Source organism: Paraburkholderia sp. BCC1884, from assembly GCF_900996225.1.
In the GTDB taxonomy this organism is placed as follows: Bacteria; Pseudomonadota; Gammaproteobacteria; order Burkholderiales; family Burkholderiaceae; genus Paraburkholderia.
Map to the genome: position 1 here is coordinate 319,390 of NZ_CAAJGL010000145.1, position 19,153 is coordinate 338,542.

General features: G+C 64.5%; 20 protein-coding genes and 1 pseudogene. 12 read left to right on the top strand and 9 right to left on the bottom strand.

Going from position 1 to position 19,153, the window contains the following annotated elements; all coding sequences use genetic code 11:
* Positions 1 to 189 precede the first annotated feature (189 nt).
* Positions 190 to 639 carry a YMGG-like glycine zipper-containing protein gene (locus tag FQ705_RS32370; RefSeq protein ID WP_144148841.1) on the top strand — a complete coding sequence of 150 codons (450 nt, stop codon included), beginning with the start codon at positions 190 to 192 and terminating at the stop codon, positions 637 to 639.
* A gap of 135 nt (positions 640 to 774) precedes the next feature.
* Here FQ705_RS32370 and FQ705_RS32380 read toward each other — a convergent pair.
* Both FQ705_RS32380 and FQ705_RS32385 read right to left on the bottom strand, forming a co-directional pair.
* Positions 775 to 1,656, bottom strand: a pseudogene (locus FQ705_RS32380) (formylglycine-generating enzyme family protein); the annotation flags it as partial.
* Between the two features lie 140 nt (positions 1,657 to 1,796).
* Positions 1,797 to 3,803, bottom strand: coding sequence for a bifunctional DedA family/phosphatase PAP2 family protein (locus tag FQ705_RS32385; protein ID WP_144148845.1), 2,007 nt, complete (start codon positions 3,801 to 3,803; stop codon positions 1,797 to 1,799).
* Positions 3,804 to 4,028: 225 nt separating this feature from the next.
* Here FQ705_RS32385 and FQ705_RS32390 point away from each other — a divergent pair, with 225 nt between their 5' ends.
* Positions 4,029 to 4,370 (top strand): hypothetical protein, encoded by a 342-nt coding sequence (locus FQ705_RS32390; RefSeq protein ID WP_144148847.1) that lies wholly within the window; start codon positions 4,029 to 4,031, stop codon positions 4,368 to 4,370.
* A gap of 320 nt (positions 4,371 to 4,690) precedes the next feature.
* Here the strand turns inward: FQ705_RS32390 and FQ705_RS32395 are convergent, their stop codons facing one another.
* Both FQ705_RS32395 and FQ705_RS32400 read right to left on the bottom strand, forming a co-directional pair.
* Positions 4,691 to 4,924: a hypothetical protein gene (locus tag FQ705_RS32395; protein ID WP_144148849.1), complete on the bottom strand. Its 234-nt coding sequence runs from the start codon at positions 4,922 to 4,924 to the stop codon at positions 4,691 to 4,693.
* A 66-nt stretch (positions 4,925 to 4,990) separates the two neighbouring features.
* On the bottom strand, positions 4,991 to 5,458 hold the full coding sequence (locus FQ705_RS32400; protein ID WP_144148851.1) for an Lrp/AsnC family transcriptional regulator: 468 nt from the start codon (positions 5,456 to 5,458) through the stop codon (positions 4,991 to 4,993).
* Positions 5,459 to 5,616: 158 nt separating this feature from the next.
* Here FQ705_RS32400 and FQ705_RS32405 point away from each other — a divergent pair, with 158 nt between their 5' ends.
* On the top strand, positions 5,617 to 6,279 hold the full coding sequence (locus tag FQ705_RS32405; protein ID WP_144148853.1) for a LysE family translocator: 663 nt from the start codon (positions 5,617 to 5,619) through the stop codon (positions 6,277 to 6,279).
* A gap of 13 nt (positions 6,280 to 6,292) precedes the next feature.
* On the opposite strand, the gene FQ705_RS32410 is transcribed toward FQ705_RS32405, so the two are convergent.
* The gene (locus FQ705_RS32410; protein WP_144148855.1) at positions 6,293 to 6,466 is read right to left on the bottom strand and encodes a DUF1289 domain-containing protein; all 174 of its coding nucleotides are present in this window, start codon (positions 6,464 to 6,466) and stop codon (positions 6,293 to 6,295) included.
* A 135-nt stretch (positions 6,467 to 6,601) separates the two neighbouring features.
* Between FQ705_RS32410 and FQ705_RS32415 the strand changes: the two genes are divergently transcribed.
* On the top strand, positions 6,602 to 6,922 hold the full coding sequence (locus tag FQ705_RS32415) for a YnfA family protein (RefSeq protein WP_144148857.1): 321 nt from the start codon (positions 6,602 to 6,604) through the stop codon (positions 6,920 to 6,922).
* 26 nt (positions 6,923 to 6,948) lie between these two features.
* Here the strand turns inward: FQ705_RS32415 and FQ705_RS32420 are convergent, their stop codons facing one another.
* Positions 6,949 to 7,458, bottom strand: a complete 510-nt coding sequence (locus tag FQ705_RS32420; RefSeq protein WP_144148859.1) for a DUF1993 family protein — start codon at positions 7,456 to 7,458, stop codon at positions 6,949 to 6,951.
* Between the two features lie 304 nt (positions 7,459 to 7,762).
* Between FQ705_RS32420 and FQ705_RS32425 the strand changes: the two genes are divergently transcribed.
* From FQ705_RS32425 to FQ705_RS32450, 6 genes are all read left to right on the top strand, one after another.
* Entirely contained in the window at positions 7,763 to 9,325 is a 1,563-nt protein-coding gene (locus FQ705_RS32425; RefSeq protein WP_144148862.1) for a protease pro-enzyme activation domain-containing protein, read from the top strand.
* 83 nt (positions 9,326 to 9,408) lie between these two features.
* Complete coding sequence (locus FQ705_RS32430) at positions 9,409 to 11,061, top strand: S10 family peptidase (protein WP_144148864.1); 1,653 nt, start codon at positions 9,409 to 9,411, stop codon at positions 11,059 to 11,061.
* Between the two features lie 217 nt (positions 11,062 to 11,278).
* Entirely contained in the window at positions 11,279 to 11,950 is a 672-nt protein-coding gene (locus tag FQ705_RS32435; protein ID WP_144148866.1) for a hypothetical protein, read from the top strand.
* A 103-nt stretch (positions 11,951 to 12,053) separates the two neighbouring features.
* A complete protein-coding gene (locus tag FQ705_RS32440) occupies positions 12,054 to 12,404 on the top strand; it encodes a hypothetical protein (RefSeq protein WP_144148868.1) in 351 nt (116 codons plus the stop codon).
* A gap of 134 nt (positions 12,405 to 12,538) precedes the next feature.
* A complete protein-coding gene (locus tag FQ705_RS32445; protein ID WP_144148870.1) occupies positions 12,539 to 12,844 on the top strand; it encodes a hypothetical protein in 306 nt (101 codons plus the stop codon).
* A 5-nt stretch (positions 12,845 to 12,849) separates the two neighbouring features.
* On the top strand, positions 12,850 to 13,116 hold the full coding sequence (locus FQ705_RS32450) for an RNA-binding protein (protein ID WP_144148872.1): 267 nt from the start codon (positions 12,850 to 12,852) through the stop codon (positions 13,114 to 13,116).
* A gap of 66 nt (positions 13,117 to 13,182) precedes the next feature.
* Here FQ705_RS32450 and nadE read toward each other — a convergent pair whose 3' ends face one another.
* Positions 13,183 to 14,043 carry an ammonia-dependent NAD(+) synthetase gene (gene nadE / locus FQ705_RS32455; protein ID WP_144148874.1) on the bottom strand — a complete coding sequence of 287 codons (861 nt, stop codon included), beginning with the start codon at positions 14,041 to 14,043 and terminating at the stop codon, positions 13,183 to 13,185.
* A gap of 501 nt (positions 14,044 to 14,544) precedes the next feature.
* Here nadE and FQ705_RS32460 point away from each other — a divergent pair.
* Complete coding sequence (locus FQ705_RS32460) at positions 14,545 to 15,441, top strand: L,D-transpeptidase (RefSeq protein WP_409934754.1); 897 nt, start codon at positions 14,545 to 14,547, stop codon at positions 15,439 to 15,441.
* Positions 15,442 to 15,460: 19 nt separating this feature from the next.
* Here FQ705_RS32460 and FQ705_RS32465 read toward each other — a convergent pair whose 3' ends face one another.
* Entirely contained in the window at positions 15,461 to 16,330 is an 870-nt protein-coding gene (locus FQ705_RS32465) for a DMT family transporter (RefSeq protein ID WP_144148879.1), read from the bottom strand.
* Between the two features lie 235 nt (positions 16,331 to 16,565).
* The gene (locus FQ705_RS32470) at positions 16,566 to 18,125 is read right to left on the bottom strand and encodes an ABC1 kinase family protein (protein WP_144148881.1); all 1,560 of its coding nucleotides are present in this window, start codon (positions 18,123 to 18,125) and stop codon (positions 16,566 to 16,568) included.
* Between the two features lie 220 nt (positions 18,126 to 18,345).
* On the opposite strand from FQ705_RS32470, the gene FQ705_RS32475 reads away from it, so the two are divergent.
* The gene (locus tag FQ705_RS32475) at positions 18,346 to 19,101 is read left to right on the top strand and encodes a DeoR/GlpR family DNA-binding transcription regulator (protein ID WP_144148883.1); all 756 of its coding nucleotides are present in this window, start codon (positions 18,346 to 18,348) and stop codon (positions 19,099 to 19,101) included.
* Positions 19,102 to 19,153: the final 52 nt, after the last annotated feature.

The following is a 19,153-nucleotide window of genomic DNA, read 5'->3' on the forward strand; positions in this document are numbered from 1 at the left end:
ATTCAGGTTGCACGCGACTAATTAGCGCGCCGCATCGCTGAATTCGACAAGGGTTTTCTTAGTACTGAAACGGAATTCAGATTAATCAATTCATTTGACAATTTCCTTGCGTTTGGCATTCGGGTTAACTATCGTGGTTCGTCTGACCCGCGTGCGCTACCGGATCATTCCACGATACGAGAGGACGCTATGAAGCGATTCGCCATCGTCATGCTGGCCAGCGTGAGCGCGCTCGCCTTGGCTCAAAAACCCGCGGTGTATCCCGCGCACGGACAGAGTCCGCAGCGCCAGTCTTCGGACGACGGCGCGTGTTACGCGTGGGCCAAGCAGAACACCGGCATCGACCCGGCGGTGGTCGCGCAGGCACCGCCGCCGCCGTCGGGGCCGAATGGCTCACGCATGCGCGGCGCCGCGCGCGGGGCGGCCACGGGCGCCATCATCGGCGACGTCAGCGGCAACGACGCGGGGCATGGCGCCGCCGTCGGCGCGACCGCCGGCGCGGTAGCCGGCGGCGCGCGCAACCGCCGGCAGCAGGCGGCGCAGGCGCAAAACGCGCAGGTCAATCAGCAGGCGGCCATGAGCACCTATTGGCGCGCCTACAGCGCCTGCATGCAGGGCAAGGGTTATACGGTTCAATAGCCGCGCGCTTCTGCTATGCAGTCCCCAACCGGTTTGCCGCTCTTCGGTGTTCATCTCGAACACGAATCACGAAGAGAACCAGCCGGCTCACCGGACGCTGAAAGACCGTTGGGTCCTGTCGCAACTCGACCGACAGCGCGTCACGCGTTTGGGTGCGTCGACTGGCACGCCCTGGTCAGCGGGGTCCCACGAATCGCGCGGGCCGGCCGGGTTGTCGACGATCCGTGTGCCGGCCGCTTCGCGTCTGAACTGGTCCGCGCGATACCAGTCGGCAACCCGTTGCCACGCGTTGCCGGTCATGTCGGACAGTCCGTAGCGATTCGCCGGAAAGGTGCCGACCGGGCTCGTGCCGAGCGCGCCACCCGCTTTGGGACTGACCACGGGAAACGCCTGTTCCTGCTGACCTTGCCAGACGTTGGCCATCTGTCTGCCGTCGGGGGCGAACTGATTGCCCCATGAATAGGTGGCCTGTTCGAGGCCGCCGCGCGCGGCGAATTCCCACTCGGCTTCCGTCGGCAGGCGCTTGCCCGCCCACTTCGCATATGCCTGTGCGTCCTCGTACGACACCTGCACGACGGGATGATCGTCCTTACCGGCGATGCTGCTGTCCGGTCCCGTGGGATGACGCCAGTCGGCCCCGGGTACGAAGCGCCACCAGGCCGAATAATCGTCGAGCGGCACCGGACGGTCGGTGCCGACAAACACCATTGCGCCGGCGACCAGTGCGCTGTCGGGCGGGCGCGGTGTGCCGGGGGGCAATTGCACTCTCAGGGTGTCCCAATCGGGTTTTTTCTCGGCGGTGGTGACGTAGCCGGTTGCTTCGACGAACTGACGGAATTGCGCGTTGGTCACGTGATGCGTGTCCATCCAGAAACCGTGCACCCGCACCTTGTGCGCGGGACGCTCGTTCGGCTGAGCCTGTTTCGAGTCGCTGCCCATCAGGAATTCGCCGCCGGAAACTTTGTGCACTGAAGGTGGAGCATGTGCGACACCGCGTCGCTCGGTGGGCACCGCCATGCTTATCCACAGAAAATGTTCATATCCTTGTGGACAACTCCTGGCCAAGGCGGGCAACTGCTTGATCGCATGACGATTTCCGCGCGAGGCCAGCGAACGCGCGCCGGCTTCGAAAGACGCGGCATCGGCTCACGGGCCGCTCATTCCACCGGCGAAGACAGCAGCGCCACCGGCACGCCGTGGCAACTCACCCGGGCGACGATCGCCGCGCCGAGATTGGCGCTGGATTTTTCGTGCGTATCGAAGCCGCTCACCCTGTTGTCGATCCGCAAAATGTTGATCGGCCACGAGGCCCGCGAGAGCCGTTCATGCGCGAAGGCGCCGACCCACAAAGGTGTGGCCGACGTGCCCGTTTGCACGGCATAGCCGCTCGGCCAGAAGCGCAGCACGTCGCGTTCGTCGCGGGTGTCGCCAGGACGCATGAACACCAGCGACGACGGCACGCCGTTGTTGAGCTTCGGCAAGACCGGCAGTGACACCGCCGCGACATTCGGCGTGGCCAGCGACAACAGACTGTGTGCCGACAGATCCGTGCCTTCGATCCAGCCCTGGGCGCGCAGTTGTCCGCGGATCGAGTCGAGATTGGAGACCCATTGCAGGGTAAGCGGCTCCTTGCGATCGCCGCCCATGTCGGAGCGATAGCAGGGCAGATGCTTCCACAAGGAAAGCGTCCACTGAGACTGCGAGACCAGCACGGGCAAGGGCCGCGCCGCGCTGCCGGGCGGCGGCGCGGGCGGGCGCATGCCCAGTTGCACCCCGACGCTGAGCAGCATCACCACCAGCACGACGGCGGGCATGAAGGTGCGGATGGGTGGCTGCTCGGGATGTCGCCAAAGGGCCGTCATCGAGACGATCGCCACCCAGACATAGGCGAGCGCGGCGCCGCCGATCGCGTCGGACACCCAGTAGCGGCCGAACGACAGGCCGGCGAGCGTCACCAGAATCACCACGATCGTGCTGGCGGTCGCGACGAGCACGCCCTCCAGCATGCCGACACGACGCGCCAGCAGAAACGCGAGGAAGCCGTACACGATGACGGTGGCCGCTACGTGATTGCTCGGAAACACGTAAGCGCCGACGATCGCTTCATTGGGCGGCGCGCGATGCATCGCGAACTGCAGCGCGAAGATCAGCAATTGGGAAAACACGACCGCGGCGAGCCAGTAGCCGATGGTGCGCCAGCGCCGCTCCAGCAGCATCCACACCACCACGGTGACGATCAGCGCGGTCAGCGTGAGGCCGCTGCCGAGCGTCGCGAGTCCGGCGAGCGTGGCGTCGCCCCAGGGCGTGCGCACCGATTGCAGGAAGTGATAGACGGAGACATCGACTTGCGTGAGCGGATCGCCGCTCACCACGTCCTGCAGCACGCCGAAAAAGAGCGCGCCGGAGACCAGCACGGCCAGCGAAGTGATGACGAGGCTGGTGGCGTCCGGCGTGTCGGGATCGAGCATTTTCCGCGCGAAGCGGCCGAACGGACCCGGATGCCGGCACGCCCATTGGCCCACATAGCGGCCCGTCGCACCCGACCAGGCATGCGCATGCGAAAGCAGGAAGCCGGTGGCGCGAAAGGTCAGCCAGACGATGCCCACCAGTAGCGCGATGATGACCACGAGGCGAAACGACACGGCACCGGCCAGCAGCACGGAAGCGCCGAACACCACGCCGGGCAGGATATGGGCGGGCGCCCACAGCACGGCGGACAGCAGGTTCATCGCGTAGAAGCGCAGCGGCGGCATGCCGAGCATGCCGGCCACCACCGGTACGATGGCGCGCAATGGTCCGACGAAGCGCGCCAGCACGACGCTCTTCGCGCCATGCTTGTGGAAGAAACGGTGACCGGCCTCGAGCACCTCGGGATGCGTGCAGAACGGCCAGAGCTTGACGATCTTGTCCTTGTAGCGACTGCCGATCCAGAAGCTCATGCCGTCTCCGGCGATGGCGCCGGCAATCGCCCAGACGAATACCCAGCCGAGGCTCAACGAGCCGTTGCCGACCAGCGCGCCGGCGAGGAACATGGCGGTACTGCCCGGAATGAAGGTGCCGATGACGGCGATCGCTTCGAGAAATGCGGCGAGGAACACGACCGTGAGCGTCCAGGCCGGGTGACCGGCTAGCTGGTGCAGGAATTGGCTGTAGGCATGCTCCATCGTGCGCGTGACGATCGACCGTTCTGAGGTAACGGTTGATCATAACGCGGCGGCGTTTCCGCGTATGGGTGGCGTGCACGGCCTCGCGGGCCAGATCCTGGATCTTGCAGCGCTCGCCGGTGTGCAGAGTCTGAACGAACCGGGTTCGCGGTCGTCATACTCTTCGAGGGTTCGCAAGCCGGACAAGGTTGCCCGGTGCGATTCAATCATGTGATGGAGGCGGCGATGAAATTCGTACGCGACAGTGTCGTGGTGTCGGTGTTGATGATGAGTGTCGCCGGCCTGGCGAATGCGCAATCGGGTAGCGGGGGCAGCGCGGGCAATCTGCCCTCCGGCGCGGCCAATAGTGGGGGGAACGCGGCGGGAATGACCGTGCCCGGCACGGGCACGGGCCTGAATCCGACGCCGGGCGCCGGATCGCTGGGCGGTCTCGTCTCGCCCGGCACGGCCGGCGGCGCGGGATCGGGGCCGGCGCTCAACACGATGCGGGCGAACGGCACGAGCCTGAATATGAACCCCGATCCACGCGCGCCGAATCTGACCGGCCACGCCGCGCCGTCGCGTTAGCATTTGCGCGGTGCTCAGTGCAGCAGCGCCATCCGCACGACTTTCACGATCACCAAAGGTCATGGCGCCCAGGAAGAAAGCGCGGGTGTCGGGCCGGTCAGGCAGTGAAACGGTTCGAAGGTCAGTGACTGTTGTGTCCGAGGCATGAGCCCCGTTAGTGAAGACGGGCGAATATTTTTTAAGTCAACATGCTTCGTTTAACGAAGCAAACACTTTTGTGGCCCTGTGAGCGTAACGCCACGCGAGGTCGTGCAAAGCGCGTCGAGTTTTTTACGACCGCCAGCAGCAAGAAAAGGCGAATGAACGATTCGCGAGGCGTGTCAACGATTGCCGTCGAGCAGGTCGCCGAGGAGGCCGTCGAAGGCGGCTTGCGCATCTTCGAGTTCCTGCAACGCGGCGTCGAATGTCTGCAACGCGAACTGCGAAGGGTTGCCGCTGCCGGCCGGCGGAAATTGCGACTGCAGCGAAGCGAACGCCGCCTGTACGCGCCTGGTGGCGGTCAACACGCGCTCCATTGCGGCGGATTCTTCGGCTCGTGCCTGATCGTGTTCCATCAAAAACTCCGTATTCGTCGGGTCGGCTTGCGCCGTTTCAAAGGGGTGACTATGCCACGTTCGCGCTCAGGACAGCGGCAGGCCGCCGTTGCTCTTCACTTCGCGCAGCGACAGCGACGACTCCACCGACGTCACGCCCGGCAAGCTGCGCATTTCGTCGCGCATGAAGGTGCCGTAGTCATCGAGGTCGCGCGCCACCACTTGCAGAATGTAGTCCGCGCTGCCCGACACATTGTGGCAACTGAGGATGCGGGGAATCGCCTGCACCTCGTGCTCGAAGCGCGTCGCCACCGCCCGGTCGTGCACGGCAAAGCGCACGTAAACGAACGCCACCACGCCGAAACCGAGTGCCGAGCGCGACAGCATCGCGCGGTACTGATCGATATAGCCGTCGTTTTCGAGGCGCTTCAGACGACGCGCGCAAGGTGTTTCGCTCAAACCGACCAGTTCGGCGAGACGTGCATTCGACATGCGGCCGTCTTTCTGCAAGGCGGCGAGGATCGCGCGGTCGGTCTTGTCGAGCGGGGTTGTCATGGGTTTGAGGGCGTCTTTCGGGCGGTTGGAGGAAAGCGTGGCTTGAGGTCGAAATATTAGCGTATTCCTCCAAATGTTCGACATCGTGTCCGGAAATTCGCCAGCAATCTCTCCGTCGACGATAGCAAGATAGAGCCCTCGACAAGAAGAGGTTTGCCATGATTTCCGCCCATCTGCTGGCCGTTTATATCGCCGCGCTGTTCGTCGTCTATGCCGTGCCGGGACCGGACATGGCCTTGATCCTGCAAACCAGTATTGGACGCGGCATGCGCACGGGATTCGCGGCGGCGGGCGGCCTGGGTGTGGCGCGCGCAACCCATGTCACGCTCTCGGCATGTGGTGTCGCGGCGCTCTTGCGCAATGCGCCGTGGCTCTATGACGTGGTGCGCTACGGCGGCGCGGTTTATCTCGCGTGGGTGGGGATCCAGATCTTCCGTTCGCCGGTGTTCGCGTTGCCGGAGGCTGCGGACAAAGTCACGGACAATCGTCCGGCGCTGAACGCGGCCGACAGGGAATCGCAGCCCTTGCGCGCCGCGTTCGTCAAAGGTCTGCTGACGAATCTGCTGAACCCGAAGGCGCTGCTGTTCTGCTCGGTGTTATTGCCGCAGTTCGTACGTCCGGAAGCGGGGCCGGTTGCCGTGCAGATGGTGGAATTAGGTGTCGTGCTGCTTATCATCGGCGCATGTTTCGATGCGATGTATGCGATCGGCGCGGCCCGGATCGCAGGCTGGATGCGCGCTCATCCGCTCGCGCAGACTTTGCAGCGCTGGACTTTTTCGGCTGCGCTGATCGGTTTCGCGTTGCGTCTATCACTCGACTGACAACGGCGCGCCGCTATTTACTCAGCTTATGCTCGCGGCGCGACCGGTCCTCGATGATTTTCCGGCGATGCTTGTCCTTCATTTTCTTCCAGCTTTTGCATTCCTCGCGGGTGCGCATACAGCCGACGCAGAAGCCGGTTTTACTGTCGAACTTGCAGATGTCGATGCAGGGCGAGGCGATGCTCATGGTCGATAGCGATTGAAGAAGCAATGCGGGGACTCTCGCATGCGCCATGCCCGTAAGCAAAGTGATTGTGTTAATAAAGCCGATAGAGCCTCGCACGCCCGTGCGTCGTCACAATCACCCGCAGCTTTCCCGTCGATGAAAACTTTTTTGCTGTATGCCGTGACCGCGCTTGCCGAGATAGTCGGCTGCTACTTGCCGTGGCGCTGGCTCAAAGAGGGCGGTTCGGTCTGGCTGCTGGTGCCCGGTGCACTCAGCCTCGCATTGTTCGCGTGGCTTTTGACTCTGCATGGCACCGCCGCAGGCCGAGTGTATGCGGCTTACGGTGGCGTGTATGTGGCCGTGGCGATTGCCTGGCTATGGTGTGTAGACAAAGTACGCCCCACGTTGTGGGACGCGGCGGGCGTTGCCTTCACGCTAGCCGGCATGGCGATCATCGCCTTCCAGCCGCGCATGTGAGTTTGCCGGCAACGCCCCCGCGGGATTTATTTCGCGCCGCCCAGATAATCGAGCTTGCCGAGTTCGACTCCGTTGTGACGCAGGATGTCGTAAGCGGTCGTCACGTGGAAGTAAAAGTTCGGCAGCACGAAACCGAGTAGATATGACAAGCCGGTGAACTCGACCGGACCGACGCGCATTTTCAGCGTGATCGTGCGCTCTTCCGAACCGTCGATCTGTCCTGCATTGAATTCCTTTAAATAATCAATCGTCTTTTGAAGACGGGCATGCAGTTCGTCGAAAGTCTGTTCGACGTCGTCGTACTTCGGCGCTTCGACGCCCGCGAGTCGCGCGGCGCAACCCTTGGCGGTGTCGCTCACGATATAGACCTGGCGCACGAGCGGCAGCATGTCCGGCGCCAGCCGGGCATTGATGAACACCGACGGCTCGACCTGTTTCGCGGCGGCGTGCGCCTGAGCTTTACCGAGGATGGCTTGCAGGTTCGTCATGCCGCGAATCAACGCGGGTAGAGATGCTTGATACATCGAAATCGACATGGAGTTCCTCTGATTCTTCGATCGTGCGCGCCCGGCGCGCGAGGCAATGGAACGGCTGGATTGCCGTTGCAGCATCATAGCGCGAGCGCTGGTTCATGCGTGTTGATGCAACACCGCGTTAGCCATTCGGACAACTGCCGCGCGCACCGGAACTGTGTTCGAATGCATAGGTCGGACGGATTGACGCAGTCCTCGAAACAGCAACTCTGCGCCCGCTTGCCGGGCCACGGGTTGTGCAGGCGCGTGCCGTGCTGGGAAGCCACTTCGTGGTTCGCGCCGTCACGCTAACAGGAGAGTCATCACCATGGTCAACAGACATGAATTGCCGGGCAGCGAGCGCAAGGTCGAGCCGGGTTCGAAGGTGGTCGGACAGTGCGACCCAGCGGAACGGATCGAGGTGTTCGTGATGCTGCGCCGTCAGCAGCAGGCGCAGTTCGACGCGCTCATCAGCAAGATCGAAGCAGGAGACCCCGGTGTCAAACCGCTCTCTCGCGAGGCGCTTGCCAAAGACTACGGCGCGGCGCCCGCCGATATCGCCAGGGTCAAGACTTTTGCCGCGGCCCACGGCCTGAGTGTCGTGAAGGAAGATGCGGCCGCGCGTTCCGTGTTGCTAGGCGGCACGATCGCGCAGTTTCAGGAAGCATTCGGCGTCAAGCTCGAGCATTACGAACATCACGACACGTCCAGCCAGTTTCGTGGGCGTACCGGCACGATCAGTGTGCCGGACGAGCTGCACGGCGTCGTGCAGGCGGTGCTGGGGCTCGACAACCGGCCGCAGGCGCGCCCGCACTTTCGCATCCGGCCGCCGTTTCAGGCGGCACAAGGACATCCGGCTTCGTTCACGCCGCTGCAACTGGCGTCGCTCTATCACTTTCCGCAAGGCGACGGCAGCGGGCAGTGCGTCGGTATCGTCGAACTTGGCGGCGGGTATAACGCGTCGGATCTCAAGACGTATTTCGGCAACCTCGGTGTCGCCTCACCCACGGTGAAGGCGGTCGGCGTCGATCAGGGCGGCAATAAGCCGAGCGGCGATCCGAACGGCCCGGACGGCGAAGTCACGCTCGACGTCGAAATCGTCGGTGCGATCGCGCCGGGTGCGACCATCGCCGTGTATTTCACGCAGAACAGCGACGCCGGTTTCATCGACGCGGTTACGCGCGCGGTGCACGACACGACCAACAAGCCTTCGGTGATCTCGATCAGTTGGGGCGCGCCGGAGTCGAACTGGACCAGCCAGTCGTTGCAGGCATTCAATAGCGTGCTGCAGAGCGCGGCGGTGCTCGGCGTAACGGTCTGCGTCGCCTCGGGCGATAGCGGTTCGAGCGACGGCGCGGGCGCGGGCAATCAGGTCGACTTTCCGGCCTCGAGCCCTTACGTGCTGGCCTGCGGCGGCACGCACCTGACGGCGTCGGGCACCACGATCTCGCATGAAGTGGTGTGGAACGACGGCGCGCAAGGCGGTGCGGGCGGCGGGGGCGTGAGCCAGACTTTCCCGGTGCCGGTGTGGCAGAAGGGTTTGTCCGCCACGGCCACGAGCGGCGGCAAGAAGGCGCTCAGCGGGCGCGGCGTGCCGGACGTGGCGGGTGACGCCTCGCCTGTCACCGGCTACAGCGTGCTGATCGACGGTTCGCAAACGGTGGTGGGCGGCACCAGCGCGGTCGCGCCGCTATGGGCCGCGCTGCTGGCGCGGATCAATGCCGCCAAAGGACAGCCGGTCGGCTTCATCAACCCGAAGCTGTATAAGGCGACGGGTGCGTGCAACGACATCACGCAAGGCAACAACGGCAGTTTCGCGGCGTCCGCGGGATGGGACGCCTGCACGGGGCTCGGCAGTCCCAATGGTCAGAAGGTGGCCGCCGCACTATAGTCAGGAACCGGTGAGGAACACGCGCCCCAAGGAGGTCCCTTCGGGCGCGGCAGACAAGACGTGAACGAACCCATGGAGCGATCATGACGAATACCGAGTCAGCTTCCGTTAGTCCGCAGTCGCACGACAGTCACGCTACCGGCGCGGCGAGCCCCGCCAGCGCGCCGCACAAAGCCGGCGATCAGCCGTTCTTCGATCCAGTGGCCTACGGCAACGGACCGGACGACTCGGTCACCGACACCGCGGAAACCGCGGCGATCACGCATCATTCGACCACCATCGGTGGTCACAAGATCAACTACACGGCAACGGCGGGTCACCTCGTGATCGTCGACCCGAGCAGCTCGCAGCCGGAAGCGCGCATGTTCTACGTCGCCTTCACGCAGGACAACCAGAAGGAGGAAACGCGACCGGTCACGTTCTTCTATAACGGCGGCCCGGGCTCGTCGTCGGTATTCGTGTTGCTGGGTTCGTTCGCGCCGCGCCGCATCAAGACCTCGATGCCGAGCTTCACGCCGCCCGCGCCGTACGCGATGGAAGACAACCCGGACAGCTTGCTGGACAAAAGCGATCTCGTTTTCATCAACCCGGTGGGCACCGGCTACTCGGCGGCGATCGCGCCGAAAACAAATCGTGCCTTCTGGGGCGTCGACCAGGATGCGGATTCGATCAAGCAGTTCATCAAGCGTTTCCTGACCAAAAACAACCGCTGGAATTCGCCGAAGTACCTGTACGGCGAGTCGTACGGCACGGCGCGCAGTTGCGTGGTGGCGTACCGGTTGCACGAAGACGGCGTGGACCTTAATGGCATTACGCTGCAATCGTCGATTCTCGACTACACGCAGGCCGGCAATCCGGTCGGCGCGCTGCCCACCGCTGCGGCAGACGCCTGGTATCACAAAAAGCTCGGTATTGCGCCGCGACCTACCGATCTCGGTACTTTTGCCGAAGAAGTGGCGCAATTCTCACGCACCGATTATCTGGCCGCGCTGCGCAAGTTTCCGACCACCGATTCGGCGACGGTGGAAAAGCTGAGCGAATACACCGGCATCGACAAGACCACCTTGCTTGCCTGGAGCCTCGACATCACGTCCTACGACAGTCGCGGCAACTCGCTATTCCTGACCACGCTGCTCAAAGCGCAAGGGCTCGAGCTCGGCGAGTACGACGGTCGGGTGACGGCGATCGGTACCGGCATCGCCGGCAAGATCGACCCGAACTCGGGTGGCAACGATCCGACCATGACGGCGGTAACGGGCGTCTACACGACGATGTGGAACGTGTACCTCAACGAGCAGTTGAAGTACACGTCGAACTCGGCGTTCACCGACCTGAACGACCAGGCTTTCCAGTACTGGGACTTCAGCCACATTGACCCGACGGGCGCGCAAAAGGGCCTCGACAAGAAGGGCAATGTGATCCTCTACACCGCGGGCGACCTTGCCGCCGTGATGGCGCTCAATCCGGACCTCAAGGTGTTGTCGGCGAACGGGTTCTTCGACTACGTGACGCCGTTCTATCAAACCGTGATCGATCTGCAGCAGATGCCGCTGCTCAGCCAGCAGGTTCGGCAGAACCTGTCGGCGCGGTTTTATCCGTCCGGGCACATGGTGTATCTCGACGGCGGCTCGCGCACCGCGCTAAAGGGCGATCTCGCGAAGATGTACGACGCGACGGTCGCCAATACGCAGGCGCTTGTGCGGATTCGGGCGTTGCAGGCGCGAGTGGCGAAGTAGCGGCAAGCGGCGCGCGCCCGGATGCGACGTGATGCCGCAAGTGCGCGGCGCGATCGGCCGGCTGGGCAGCGTCGGCTGCGTGAAAGGGTGGCGCGCATGACCGGCGCCGCCCCGATCGGGGCTCACGCGTGCCGACGTTTTTCGCGTAAGCATATTGAATGTGTTTTAATTAGTCTGCGAATAAACTATTGCGTGCCGTTCCCCGGCGCGCCGACGGATGAACGCAGGTATTGCACAGAGGCGTCGTTCGCTCCGTTCGAGCGACCCAACTTGTAGTTTCGACGAGGCGATCACGCCGGCGCCAGCGCGCAGCGGCGACCCCACGCGCGCCAGGTGCAAGTCGCGCGGTTGCGGTAAGACTCGCCTCGCACTGGCCGTCGGGCTGAGCGCACTTCTCAGCTTGGGCGCAGCCCACGTGCGCGCTCAGGACGCCGGCATGCTCGACGAACGCGTCACCCAGCAATCGGTTGCCGGGACGATCTGCCGGCCCGGCTACGCGGACACCGTCGCGCCGCCGTTCGATGCGTTGATGGCGCACAAGGACCGCTTGCTTGCGGCGCGCGGCATCGACGCGGACAGCGGCATCACCTTCGCGCTCGACCGGCGCGTGCCCATCGTGCTCGGCGGCTCGCCGGACGCCTCCGCCAATCTCGACCTTCTGCCGTGGGCAGGCCGCGAGGGCGAGCGCCGCAAGGCGCGCGCCGCGGTCATGCTCAAACATTGCGTCTGCGAAGGCAAATTGAGCCTCGCCGAAGCGCAAGCCGCGATCGTCGGCAACTGGTCAGTGGTGTACTCCGGCTTCAGCCAGACCTCCTGCGACATCAGCCGGCTCGACGTGGCGACCGGTGGCGAGAGCGAACGGGGCGCCGCGCGCGACAACGCGCCGTGAACTCCGGTCTCGTCGCCGGCACTATCGGCTGTGTCGTTTTCTGCCCGCCTTTCCGGTTGTGCCTTTCGCGGCACGCCGTTTCCACCTTTCCCGGAGAATCACCATGACTCATACACGCCTGTCCGCCATCGCGCTGGCTTTCGCCTGTCTGTGCGGCAGCACCGCCGCGTTCGCCGCCGACCCCGTGGGCTGCGGCAAGGCCGACGCACTGCGGATTCGCGGCGATGTGCCGGCGGCAATCAGCTTCGACGTCTACCGGCAACTGCGGCCCTTGAACGCCCAGCGCGTCGCGCTGTTCCAGGCGGCCGGCGAAGTGAAGCGTCTGCCTGACGGGCTGGCCGTCTGCGAAATCGCCGACGACGGCGTGGACGATCCGTCCGCCGTGCTGGTCCGGGCGCCCGAAGGCAGCAACGCGTGGTGGGTGAGCGCCGCCAACGTTCAGGTGGCGGACTAATCTGCCGTTCGGGGCCACTTTCGGCGCATCGGCCAGCAGGATGCCCCGAATGCTGGTCCCAGCGGCCCGGTTATTGCGTTCTGCGTGAACGCGGTCGCCCGAGTTGGGGTTGTGTCGCTCAATGAACAGCTGTTTTGCTATTTTTGATGCCGCTTATTCAGGTACAGTGCTTTAACGGCGGTTTTCAGGGCCGTTGTTTTACGACACTGTGTTGCGTCGCTTTTGCTGTGAGAATGTGGCTATCCTGCAAACAGGACAAAATCCACTGGGGAGAGTTAAAAATGATCGCTTTCTATCTTTCATTGGCTGCTTTGGGCGCCGCTGGCGCTGCGCTGATTCGCCAGCTTGCTGCCGCCCAGGCGAAAGAGCGCGCTGCATTGCGCCCCGTGCGAGTCCAGACAGCCGATCGCGGCACGCGCCGCAGCGAGTGGCGAGGGTAAGCCGCATGAACCTGATCGTGCGCAACATCGCGGAGTCCTGCAGTGAGCAGGAAGTGCGAGAGTTCCTAACGCGCGAACTAGGGCATTACGCGAAGCACGTCGAGGTGATCGACGCCGGCAAGCCCGGTGCCTACGCCACGGTCGAGTTGGATGCGCAGGTGCCTTACGTGGGCGACGTGATCGCGCGGCAGATTCACGGTAAGCAGTTGGGCGGCGTGACGCTCGAGGCGAGCGCCGATCTGTTCACCGACGAACCGCCCGCCGCTCACTGACACACGTCATCGATTCTTCGTAGCGGGCGTGCCGCGAGCGCACGCCCCGTTCGTCGTCATCCCACTTTATTCGCCGGTTGCCGGCGCCGTCCAGTCGAACGGCGTGTAGGGTAACGCGCGCTTGTGCCGCGTCGCATCGTAGAAACGCAGGACGGTTGCGCGCGTGGCGTCGTCCACCGGCTTGTTTTCCAGGAAATCGTCGATGGCGTCGTATGGGATGCCGTAGGCGTCCTCGTCCGGGCGCAGCGGGCGCAACATTTCGAGGTCGGCGGTCGGCACTTTGTGGGCCAGCGCATCCGGCGCGCCCAGGGCTCTCGCCACGGCGCGCACACGGCGCTTGTTCAATCCGGTGAGGGGCAGGATATCGGCGCCGCCATCGCCGAACTTCGTGAAGAAACCCATCACCGATTCGGCGGCGTGATCCGTGCCGATCACCACGCCGGCCCGTGCGCCGGCCACCGCGTATTGCGCGATCATTCTCTGCCGCGCCTTGATGTTGCCGTGGACGAAATCCCGTTGCGCTTCGTCCTTGAATAACACGCCGCTTTGATCCAATGCAGAAAGCATGGCATCGGCCGCGGGTTTGATATCGATGGAAAGATTTTCGTCGGCACGAATAAATTGCAATGCCTGTTGCGCGTCGGCTTCGTCTTTCTGTTCGCCGTAAGGCAGCCGCACGGCAATGAAGCGCGCGTCATGGTGTTGCCCACGCAGGCGTTCCACTGCGAGTTGCGCGAGCCGTCCGGCCGTGGTCGAGTCCACACCGCCGCTGATGCCGAGCACATAGGCTTTCAGGCCGCTTGCGCGCAAATAATCCGCGAGGAATGCGACCCGCCGCTCAATCTCAAGCTCGGCGACAAACTCGCTGCTCACCTGCATTTCCTCGGCAATGCTCGTCTGGCGGGCGATTAAATCCTGTTGCGTCATGATGGCTTATTGCTCCTCGCGCAGTATCGCGATGTCAAGGGCCGGGCGTGGCCGTTCGATTAACAATGGACGTATCCGTCTCGCGATTTTTTATCGCTAATACCAGCTTCAATTCGCCTTTCAATTAGCGTTAAATCGACAGTCAGATTGGCGAATACTTAACGTATAAAGGTAATGTTGACCAATCATTCTGAACTTCATCGACAGAATGCGATGTGCTTAGTAATATCGTCGTTCCGAGCGCCGCATGAGCCGGCGAGCAGTCAATAATAATCAGGTTTGCTCAATTACGCGATGAACTACCCCAATCGGCCTGGCCAGCCTGTACTAGACCGTGTGACTTCCGCATCGGTAGATCGTCCGCGAGAAGTGTTGTGCATGTCGGCGTTTTCAGACGAACGTGTTTCTGTTCGCAGATTGATGAGGCGCGCGGTGAGTGCAGCCGTTTGCGTGATGGCGTGCGGGGTCGCGTTTGCAGCTTCGGCACCTAAGGCGGCATCGGTGTCGAAATCGGCGTCTGCAGCGAAATCGGCATCGGCATCCAGATCGACCTCCAGGCAACCAGCCCACCCGCTAGCCGTCGTCTACGCCTCCACCGTGGCCGCGCCTGACGCGGCCGGCGTCGTCGATCCCCACCGCGCCTTCATGCTGCGCGACGTATTCGATCAGAGCGTCACGCGTCGGCTAAAAGTCCCGCCCGCAGAGCAGAAGGCCTACGCCGACCGGCTGCAAGCCGCGCTCGGCGCACACGTGCTGGGCGATCTGTCGGGCGAGTACGTCGTGCTGGTGGATCGCAACGCCAACGTGCAGGCGCTGATGATCTACTTCCGCGCGACGCCTTCCGATAGCTGGCAAATCATCGGCGCATCGCCGGTGTCGACCGGCCGGCCGGGCGAATACGATCATTTCATCACCCCGCTGGGCGTGTTCGAACATACGCCGTCCAACATGGATTTCCGTTCGGAAGGCACCCAGAACGAAAACCACATTCGTGGCTACGGCAAGCGCGACATGCGCATCTTCGATCTCGGCTGGGCGCAAGGCGAGCGCGGCTGGGGCAAGGGCGGCATGTCGCAGATGCGCTTCCAGATGCACGCCACCGATCCCGACCGGCTCGAGTCACTGCTCGGCATTCGTCACTCGAAGGGTTGTGTGCGGATTCCCGCATCGCTCAACGTCTTCCTCGATCACTACGGCATTCTCGACGCCGAATACGCGGCGTTGATCGAATCGGGTAAATCGCTGTGGGTATTGAAGAGCGATCGGCAGATCACGCCTTGGGCGGGCCGCTATATCGTCGTGGTCGATTCGGAGCGCAAGAGCCGCCCGGCGTGGGCGCCGGCACCGGGCAGCAAGGCGCGCGCGAAGATGCCGGCGGGCGCGGATACGGGCGATTGAGGCAGGAGGCGCGTGTCGTTCACGAGCGCGCCAGCAGCACGCCGACCAGCGCCACGGCGAAACCCGCGATCTGCACCGGCAGCAGCGTTTCGCCGAAACCGATATAGCCTTCCAGCGCAGCCAGCGGCGGCGCGAGAAACATCAGCGCGGTGGCACGCGCCGCATCGCCGCGCCGGACCATCCAAACCAGCAAGGTGACGCTGATGCCGGAAAGCATCACGATGCCCCACGCCAGCGACGCCCATAGCGTGGGTGACGCCATCCAGCGATGTTCACCGAGTGCAAGCGCAAGCAGCGCGGCCACGAGCGCGGCGCCGAAGTTCTGCACGGCGCTCGCGCTGCGAATATCGGCCTTCGCGAGGGATGTCTTCTGAAATAGCGTTCCGGCCGTAATGGCACCGATGGCGAGAATCGAGATCAACACGACGAGCCACGCGGGCGCGCTTGCGTGGGTTGTCGGCGCCGCGGCGCCCAGTTTTGGCGCCAGTACGAGCACCACGCCGGCCAGGCCGAGCGCCATGCCGCTCCAGCCGCGCCGCGAGAGCCGCTCGCCGAATAACGGCGCCGCGACGGCGGCGGTCGCGAGCGGCTGGAGCGCACCGAGCAGCGCCATCACGCCGGCGCTCAGGCCTTGAGCCACCGCCCAGTAGCCCGCGCCGAGATAGACGCCTTGCAGCAGGGCGCCTGCCAGCAGGTGCTTGCCGAGATCGCGGCCGCTTGGCCATGCGGCGCGCGTGGCCAAAGCGGCCAGCGCGAAGATCAGCGCCGTGCCGCTAAAGCGCGCGAGCAGGAACAGGTTGGGATCGGCGTAAGGCGTGATCGCGCGGGCGACCACGAAACCGGTCGACCACAATACGACGAACACAGCGGCAATGAGGGAAACGAGCATTGGAATCTGGGCGGTGAGAAGGCCGCCATCTTGTCGCGACGGGCGAGGTGTGTCTTGTTCGAAGCTGCAATCGACGAACGCTCGTGGTCAGCAGAATTCGCACCCGCACCCGCACCCGCACCCGCACCCGCACCCGCACCCGCACCCGCACCCGCACCCGCACCCGCATCCGCATCCGCATCCGCATCCGTCAACCGGTTCCCCGATTCACCGCACATCGCCGTCTCGCCGCACGTCACCACATCAGCAGCACCGTCCCCGCGCCAAGCACCCCGCCGCACACCGCGCACGCCCACAGCAATACGCGCGTGCGCCGGTATTCCCGGCCGATGTCCGCGATCAGCTGGGCATTCTGCCGTGGCGTGCGAGCCCGATCGTGCTCCTGCTGCAAATAGCGCACGGCCAGTTGCGGCACGCGCGGCAACATATGCGCGAGATGTGGCAGCTCACGCGAAATGCGCTTGATCCATCCGCGATGATCCACATCGCGCCGTGCGATACCCGCCAGCACGCCGCGCGTGATATTCCACGTATCGACGCCCGGATGCAGCGCGCGCGCCAGCATCTCGGCCTGCTGGAACGAGCGCTGCGCGGTCGCCAGCCGGGCCGGCACGGCGCCCGCGAACGGCTGCACCGCGTGCAACAGATGATGAAACAGCGAGCCCGCCGAGCGGTCCTCTGGCTCGGCCGCGAAATGCGCTTCGGCGCGGGTGCGCAACTCGGCTTCGAGCATTTCCGCGCGGGTGTCGTGAGGCACGTGGCCGGCATCGCGATGCATGTCGGCGAGTCGCCCGTAGTCCTGGTCGAACAAGGCGGTCGCGCCGTGCACGAAGAACTCGCGCTCGCCGGTGGAGAGACTCGACATGATCGAAAACTCGGCCAGCACGAGCCGCCCCAGCGTGTCGGGTTCGATGCTCACGCGCACCCGCCGGGCGTCCAGCGTGGCGTGGAAGAAGCCGTGCTCGAACGCCTGCTCGGTCACCACCTCGACGATGTGCGCGGCCAGCGGCGCAAGCTTGATGTGATGCGCGTGCAGGCCGGGCAGGTCGCTCGCGGGCAAGGTGCTGACGCGCTCCATCGTCAGCGTGTGGTTGGTGCACAGGTCCCAGATCACGGCCGGCACGACGATGCGTTTGTCGCCGTCGAAATGATGGCCGGTCTGACTCAGGTTGGCGGCTTCGGCGCGCAGATCGAAGCGGCGCAGGATGTCGTCGGTGAAGCTCTGGGCGAGCTTGCGCACCTGCAGGCGGCGCGCCGAGCCGGACAGCTTCTCCAGCCAGCGCGCGACCCAGCGCAGCAGGGCGAGTTCGTCGCCGATCTGTTGCAACTGGTCGACGCGCACCAGTTTGATGGCGACCTCGCAATGGCCGTTGACCGGCTCCAGCAGCCGCGCGAAGTGAGTCTGCTCGGCGAAGCCACCGCGCACCGGCACCAGGTCGACGGCACTGAAGAGCGTGGCGAGCGGCCGTCCGAAGGCGCGCGCCAGCGCCGCCCCGGACTCGGCTGGCGGCAGCGGGGCCTCCATGTGATCGATGGCGTCGATGGCGTCATGCAGCGTGCTGGTCGCCAGCTCCGGCCGTTCGGCGAGCGTCTGCGCGAAGCGGCTTGCCAACGGCCCCAGCGCCGGCAACACGTGGTGCAGGCCCTGACCGCTGCGCCCCGAGGCATGCACGCGGCCGATCAGCTGGATCATCCAGTGGAGTTTGTGGTCGGGCGGGGCGGCCAGCCAGAGCAGGCGCGCACCGTAGCGCAGCGCGTGGAACAGCAGGAGTAGACGGCGAAACAGTGGCGGCATCGGCAGTTCGGTTGACGGACCAGGCGGTATCGACGGGGGATCGGCGCGTGGCCAGGGCATCAGGTTAGCAGGTCGGCGCACCGGTTGGGGGCGCCCGGCAGGCAGGCGGCCTTTCTCCAGCGCGCATCTGGGCCGCATCGCCGCGCCTTGCGTAATACAATACGCCGGCCTTCTCCAACCGTGGCGAAACCCAAGCGTGCCGGCTTCCGGCCTTTCACAGATGCTCGCAGAACAACGTCACCAATACATCCTGGCGCAAGTCGCCAAAACCGGCGCGCTTTCGGTCGCCGAGCTGGTGCGCGAACTGAACGTATCGCGCGAGACCATCCGTCGTGATCTGAACGCGCTGGCCGGCCGTGGCCTGCTGGTCACGACCCACGGCGGCGCGCTCTCGAGCGACCGGCGCGAGCCCGACCTCGACACGCGCGAAGCTGCCAACGCCGGCGCAAAACGCGCCATCGGCGAGCGCGCGGCCGAGTTCGTGCCGGACGGCGCCTCGCTCATCATCGACTCCGGCAGCACCACTCAGGCACTGGCCCGCGCGCTGCTCGACCGGCATCGTCTCGCGGTGTACACGAACGACTGGCGCATCGCGCTGCTGCTCGGCCGCCGCAACGACAACCGCGTCACGCTGCTCGGCGGCGAACTGTCGGATATCGAAGACGCCACGTTCGGCCTCGACACGGTTCACCAGCTCACGCAATATCACGCGGACTTCGCGTTCATCGGCGCGGGCGGGATTTCGCCGGACGGCTATCTGACCGACTACAGCCGCATGGCCGCCGAAGTGCGCAGCCGCATGATCGCCGCCGCCGACATGGTGGTGATCGTCGCCGACCATTCGAAGTTCGGGCGGGTCACGCCGGTGCGCATCAACGGCATCGAGCTGGCGCGCTATCTGGTCACCGAACTCGCCCCCGAGCGCGCGCTCGGCAAGGCGATCACGGCCCACGGTCCGGAAATTCTGATTGCCTGAGGCGGCCACGCCTTCACCCTCGTTCACTCCCGAACGCCCAACGTACGCGCGT

Coding starts and splice junctions, on each gene's coding strand:
- FQ705_RS32370 (WP_144148841.1), top strand. CDS start 190: ATGAAGCGATTCGCCATCGTCATGCTGGCCAGCGTGAGCGCGCTCGCC.
- FQ705_RS32475 (WP_144148883.1), top strand. CDS start 18,346: ATGCTCGCAGAACAACGTCACCAATACATCCTGGCGCAAGTCGCCAAA.
- FQ705_RS32430 (WP_144148864.1), top strand. CDS start 9,409: ATGACGAATACCGAGTCAGCTTCCGTTAGTCCGCAGTCGCACGACAGT.
- FQ705_RS32395 (WP_144148849.1), bottom strand. CDS start 4,924: ATGGAACACGATCAGGCACGAGCCGAAGAATCCGCCGCAATGGAGCGC.
- FQ705_RS32385 (WP_144148845.1), bottom strand. CDS start 3,803: ATGGAGCATGCCTACAGCCAATTCCTGCACCAGCTAGCCGGTCACCCG.
- FQ705_RS32450 (WP_144148872.1), top strand. CDS start 12,850: ATGAACCTGATCGTGCGCAACATCGCGGAGTCCTGCAGTGAGCAGGAA.
- FQ705_RS32470 (WP_144148881.1), bottom strand. CDS start 18,125: ATGCCGCCACTGTTTCGCCGTCTACTCCTGCTGTTCCACGCGCTGCGC.
- FQ705_RS32440 (WP_144148868.1), top strand. CDS start 12,054: ATGACTCATACACGCCTGTCCGCCATCGCGCTGGCTTTCGCCTGTCTG.
- FQ705_RS32425 (WP_144148862.1), top strand. CDS start 7,763: ATGGTCAACAGACATGAATTGCCGGGCAGCGAGCGCAAGGTCGAGCCG.
- FQ705_RS32405 (WP_144148853.1), top strand. CDS start 5,617: ATGATTTCCGCCCATCTGCTGGCCGTTTATATCGCCGCGCTGTTCGTC.
- nadE (WP_144148874.1), bottom strand. CDS start 14,043: ATGACGCAACAGGATTTAATCGCCCGCCAGACGAGCATTGCCGAGGAA.
- FQ705_RS32415 (WP_144148857.1), top strand. CDS start 6,602: ATGAAAACTTTTTTGCTGTATGCCGTGACCGCGCTTGCCGAGATAGTC.
- FQ705_RS32400 (WP_144148851.1), bottom strand. CDS start 5,458: ATGACAACCCCGCTCGACAAGACCGACCGCGCGATCCTCGCCGCCTTG.
- FQ705_RS32420 (WP_144148859.1), bottom strand. CDS start 7,458: ATGTCGATTTCGATGTATCAAGCATCTCTACCCGCGTTGATTCGCGGC.
- FQ705_RS32465 (WP_144148879.1), bottom strand. CDS start 16,330: ATGCTCGTTTCCCTCATTGCCGCTGTGTTCGTCGTATTGTGGTCGACC.
- FQ705_RS32435 (WP_144148866.1), top strand. CDS start 11,279: ATGAACGCAGGTATTGCACAGAGGCGTCGTTCGCTCCGTTCGAGCGAC.
- FQ705_RS32390 (WP_144148847.1), top strand. CDS start 4,029: ATGAAATTCGTACGCGACAGTGTCGTGGTGTCGGTGTTGATGATGAGT.
- FQ705_RS32410 (WP_144148855.1), bottom strand. CDS start 6,466: ATGAGCATCGCCTCGCCCTGCATCGACATCTGCAAGTTCGACAGTAAA.